3 protein-coding genes are annotated in these 4,863 nt (G+C 62.0%); 2 read left to right on the forward strand and 1 reads right to left on the reverse strand.

Translation table 11 applies throughout. From position 1 onward, the window contains the following. Window positions 1–3,315 (forward strand): autotransporter domain-containing protein (locus AB7F49_RS38135; RefSeq protein ID WP_428532833.1); only part of this gene is annotated, 3,315 nt, incomplete at its 5' end. A gap of 149 nt (window positions 3,316–3,464) precedes the next feature. On the opposite strand, the gene AB7F49_RS38140 is transcribed toward AB7F49_RS38135, so the two are convergent. Further along, on the reverse strand, window positions 3,465–4,100 hold the full coding sequence (locus AB7F49_RS38140; protein WP_428532836.1) for a pyridoxamine 5'-phosphate oxidase family protein: 636 nt from the start codon (window positions 4,098–4,100) through the stop codon (window positions 3,465–3,467). Window positions 4,101–4,196: 96 nt separating this feature from the next. On the opposite strand from AB7F49_RS38140, the gene AB7F49_RS38145 reads away from it, so the two are divergent. After that, window positions 4,197–4,863, forward strand: a 667-nt coding sequence (locus AB7F49_RS38145) for a LysR family transcriptional regulator (RefSeq protein ID WP_428532839.1), incomplete at its 3' end; no start/stop codon positions are given.

Raw genomic sequence — 4,863 nt, forward strand, 5'->3', positions numbered from 1 at the left:
GCCGGTGCTGCTGGGATCGGTCTCGGTGCGCTTCAGGTGGCTTTCGGAACCAATGCGGCGTCGGCTTCGCTGACCAATGGCGGGGTCATGGATGTCGGCGCGGTTGCGTCGGCCAATGCGGTTGGAACGGCTTCTGGCTCAGCGCAGGCTCTGGGCCTGGGTCTCGGTGCGGCACAGATCGCGATCGCGGCGGCCGGCAATGCGACGGCGTCGATGTCGAACGCGGCTGATGCGTCGTTCCTGGTCGATGCCTCCGCGGTGGCCAATGCCACCGCCAATGTGGCGACTGCCGGTGCTGCTGGGATCGGTCTCGGTGCGCTTCAGGTGGCTTTCGGAACCAATGCGGCGTCGGCTTCGCTGACCAATGGCGGGGTGATGGATGTCGGCGCGGTCGCGACGGCGAATGCTGTCGGAACCGCGAGTGCGCAAGCGTCGGCACTGGCCTTGGGCCTTGGTGCGGCTCAGATCGCCATTGCGGGGGCGGGCAACGCCACTGCGGCAATGACGAATGCAGAGGGCGCTTCCCTGTCGGTCGATGCGACCGCGGTGGCTAACGCCTCAGCAGCGGCGGCGACCGCAGGCGCCGCGGCGATTGGTCTCGGTGGCCTTCAGGTTGCCTTCGGCACCAACGCGGCAGCGTCTCTCACAAACGACGGCACGATTGATGTTGATGTTGTTGCGACCGCCAACGCGACTGGTGTCGCTGCTAACGCAGGCGCGCTGGGCGTGGGCCTTGGGGCGGCGCAGATCGCCATCGCAAACGCGGGATCAGCGAGCGCAGTGCTGACGAACACCAGCGTCAATTCGCTGGATGTCCAGGTGGATGTCGTCGCCAATGGCGTCAACGCGGCAAGCGCCCTGGCAGTCGCTATCGCCGACGCGCAGATTGTCGTGGCGACGGGCTCTGCTTCGGCGAGCGCGCTGAACAGCGGCAATATCTCCGCCATTGCCAATGCTACGGCCAATGCGACGACGCTTGCGACCGCGAACGCGATCGCTGCCGGCGTGATCCAGCTTATTTCCGGCGCGACCCAGACGGCTACGCTCAACAACACCGGCGATATCGTGGCGGCGGCCAATGCCGATGCCAATGCGACGACGGGTACGGCGAACGCGGTGGCGCTCGGTTACGGTGCGGTGGGTCTCGGCGCGCCGCTGCTGACTGTGAACATGACCAATGACGGCTTGATCGACGTCGATGCGAGCGCATCCGCAGCCAACACTGCGAATGGTCTTGCAGTCGGTGTCCTCATGCTGGCGAGCCAGCTCTCCGGCACGGCCGTGAACAGCGGCACGATCGATGCGCGGGCCGTTGCCGCCGGATCGGCGGGGACGGGCATTGCGATCGGTATCGCGGCGCTGTCCAACCAGAACACCATGCAGATCACCAACTCCGGTTCGATCTCGGCGTTTGCCGCAGGTCCAACAGGTGCAGCGGCGACCGGCATTCTCGTGGCCGGCACGGCTGCCGGAGCGGGTCTGGTAACCGTCTCCAATCTGGGCGGAAGAATCTTCGCTGGTATCTCCACCAGCGCGGCGGGTCCGGTTGCGCGCGGTAATGCCATAAACACGCAGAACGCGCCAAATCCGGCTCTGATCGAGCTGCAAGGTGCGACATTGCCGGATGGGACATCTCAACCAGGCGTGATTTTGGGTAACATCGAAATCTCGCCGGATGACGACATTGTCGTGTCCAACGGCAAGACAATTCTCGATGGCGATGTCAACCCAGATAATCTCAACGAGGGAACGTTGACGATTGCCGATGGCGGCAAGCTCATTCTGGTCCTTCCGGACGGAACATTGCCGGATCCTGCCTTTGAAGATCTGGCGGAGAATGTGTTTAATCCGGCATTGGCTGACGCGCCCGAGGTCAACGTGGACACATTCACGATTGCTGATGAAGGCACGCTTGCTGCCGAGCTTACACCGGATACGACAGATTTCCCGACGATTGATGCCAACACGGCGAATATCGACGGGACGTTCGAGGCCATCTACGATGCGGGTCTCTATGCGGATACGCAGACCTATGACGGCTTTATCCAGGCAGCGGCGTTGAATGGAGCGTTTGACGAGGTTGTCGACAATTCGGCGCTGTTGACCACAACCGTTGTGCCGGACGGCGCCACGGAGCTCGACATCGTGACGAACCGTATCGCCTTCAACGCGGTTGCGGGGCTCACGAAGAACCAGAACTCGGTTGCCACTGCGATTGAGAATGTCTACCCGGCTCTGGTCGCCGGCGACCCCTTCTCAAATCTCGTGGGTCAGCTCTTCACCCTCAATGATGAGGACTATCCCGAGTTCCTGAACCAACTGACGGGTGCGGAGTATGCTCAGTATCTCCAGTCGGTTCTGTGGTCCACCAATCAGCTAAAGCGCTCGATCAGCGACCGGATGGATTGCTCGAGCAGCGTCAATCCGGAAACGACCGAATGCTTCAAGGCCGGATATAGCGGCGTGTGGGCTCACATCGGTGGAAGCTGGGGTAATCACGATGGCGACCGTGAGGCGCCTGGATACGACTCCGACCAGCTGACAGTCTATGGCGGCTTTGATCACGCCTTCAGCGATACGTTCTTCGGTGGTATCGCTCTGGGATATGTCGATGGCAGTCTCGACTTCAACCGCTTCGGCGGACGCGGTGGCGCCTCGATCGACTATGACGGCTTCCAGATTGCGGCTTACGGCGGCTACGACGACAAGACCTTCTACCTGCGCGGCCTTGCGGGCGGTGGCTGGTATAATGGTGACAGTCATCGTGACATCCTGCTCAATGGGTCACTCCTCGACCCGTCGGGCGATCCCGACTCGGATCTCTTCACTTTCTACGCCGAGACGGGCTACCGGATGAACATCGCCGAAAGCTCGGTGCTGACGCCCTATGCGGGCTTCGGTGTGACCCACGCCAACATGGATGGGTTCACAGAAGACGAGCCGGTCCCCACGGGTGCAAGACTTGATGTCGATGATGCTGACGGTACATCGGTCACCTCGACACTCGGCCTTCGGTTCGATGGCACGTACCAGATGGGCGACAACACGGTCTTCTCACCAAAGCTTGGGGTGGCCTGGTTGCACGAGTTTGACGACACGACGCAGGAGATCGACGCGACTTTCGCCGATGCTCTTCCGCCGGGCGCCGACTTCACGACGGTCAGCGCCGAAACGTCGCGCGACTCACTGTTGCTCGAAGCTGGCGGCACGTTTGACGTCAGTGAGAATTGGGATCTGACAATTGAATATAATGGTCTCTTCAATTCCGACTATGAAGAGCATTCCATATTCGGTCGCGCGTCCCTCAACTTCTGAGTTCTCATACCTGCGAACAAACTCCCCGCCGGTTGGCGGGGAGTTTATTTTTTATCATGATCCTTCCCTGCCGTTTTGTTTGATCGCGCGCATCGTCTCTCGAGCGCTCTCTTCTTGGCGTGGGACGCCCGGCCGCAGATGCATCAGGTTCAGTCGGCTGTACCCGCTTGTACTCCGGCAAGCGCCTTCCGCAGTTCCGCATTCTCGGCTTCGAGAGCCGCGAGGCGCTGGCGGACCGGTTCCAGCGCCTTGTCGATCTCTGCTTCGGTGAAGCGCGGCGTGATGTGCTGGGGGCAGTTCCAGTCGAACGCTTCGAGATGGATGAGCAGGGCGCGCTCGGGATGGGCGCGGTAGCCGGGGACGGCGAGACGCGCGGCAAGCTCCCGATCATCGGCGAGACTCTTCGCCTCGATGCGGGCGAAGATCTTCAAGCGGCGGCGCGCCGGATAGTCCATGAGGATGAGCGCGGCACGGTCATTGGCGACGAGATTGCCCAGCGAAATGTACTGGCGGTTGCCGCGATAGTCGGGAATGGCAAGCGTCCGGTCGTCTAGCATCCTGATGAAGCCCGCAGACCCGCCGCGGTGCTGGACATAGGGCCAGCCCGTTTCCGAGACCGTGGCCATGTAGAAACTGTCGCGCGCGGCGATGAAGGCCGCCTCGTTTTCGGTGAAACGGTCGAAGGCGCGATCGCCCTTGAAACTCCGCCAGTGGGGGGCGCTGCCATAGGCCTCCTGGGCGGCCTTCACCGAAGGCGTCGATGCGATGTCGAGAAATCCATACATGACGATCTCCTGTTCGGCGGCGAATATAGAGCCTATCGAAAAACGCGATAATCTGGTAAATTTGAGAATGATCCTCTCATTCAATGAGAATCTCAAATGGACCGTCTCGATGCCATGTCGGTGCTGATCGCAGCCGTGGAGGCGGGAAGCTTCTCGGCCGCCAGCCGCAAACTCGGCGTGCCGCTGCCGACGGTGAGCCGCAAGGTGGCAGAGCTTGAGGCGCATCTGAAAACTCGGCTCCTCATCCGCTCCACCCGCAAATTGTCGCTGACCGAAGCAGGCGCCGGCTATGTCGCTGCCGCGCGGACGATCCTCGATCTCGTCAGCGACGCGGAGGCGAAAGCTTCCGGCGAGTACAGCGTCCCCAAAGGCGAGCTCGTCATCACAGCACCGCTCGTCTTCGGACGGCTGCATGTGCTGCCGATCGTCACCGACTTCCTCGGGCAATTCCCGGAGATCGACATCCGGCTGGTGCTCTCCGACCGCAACATCAATTTTGCCGACGAGCATGTCGACATGGCGGTGCGCATCGGCGCGCTCGCCGACAGCGGCATGATCGCCACGCGGGCCGGCATGGTGCGCCGCGTGGTCTGCGGCAGCCCCGGCTATTTCGCAAAGCATCGCGTGCCGAAGACGCTTGACGATCTGGCGCGCCAGCATTGCGTGGTTTTCACGGGGCTCGGTGAGCAGATATCGTCATGGAGCTTTCCAGGGCGGGGGCGGGGCGGCACGCGCATCATCGCGCCCAAGGCGCGGCTCGTCG

It is taken from the genome of Pseudorhodoplanes sp. (assembly GCF_050250235.1).
In the GTDB taxonomy this organism is placed as follows: Bacteria; Pseudomonadota; Alphaproteobacteria; order Rhizobiales; family Xanthobacteraceae; genus Pseudorhodoplanes.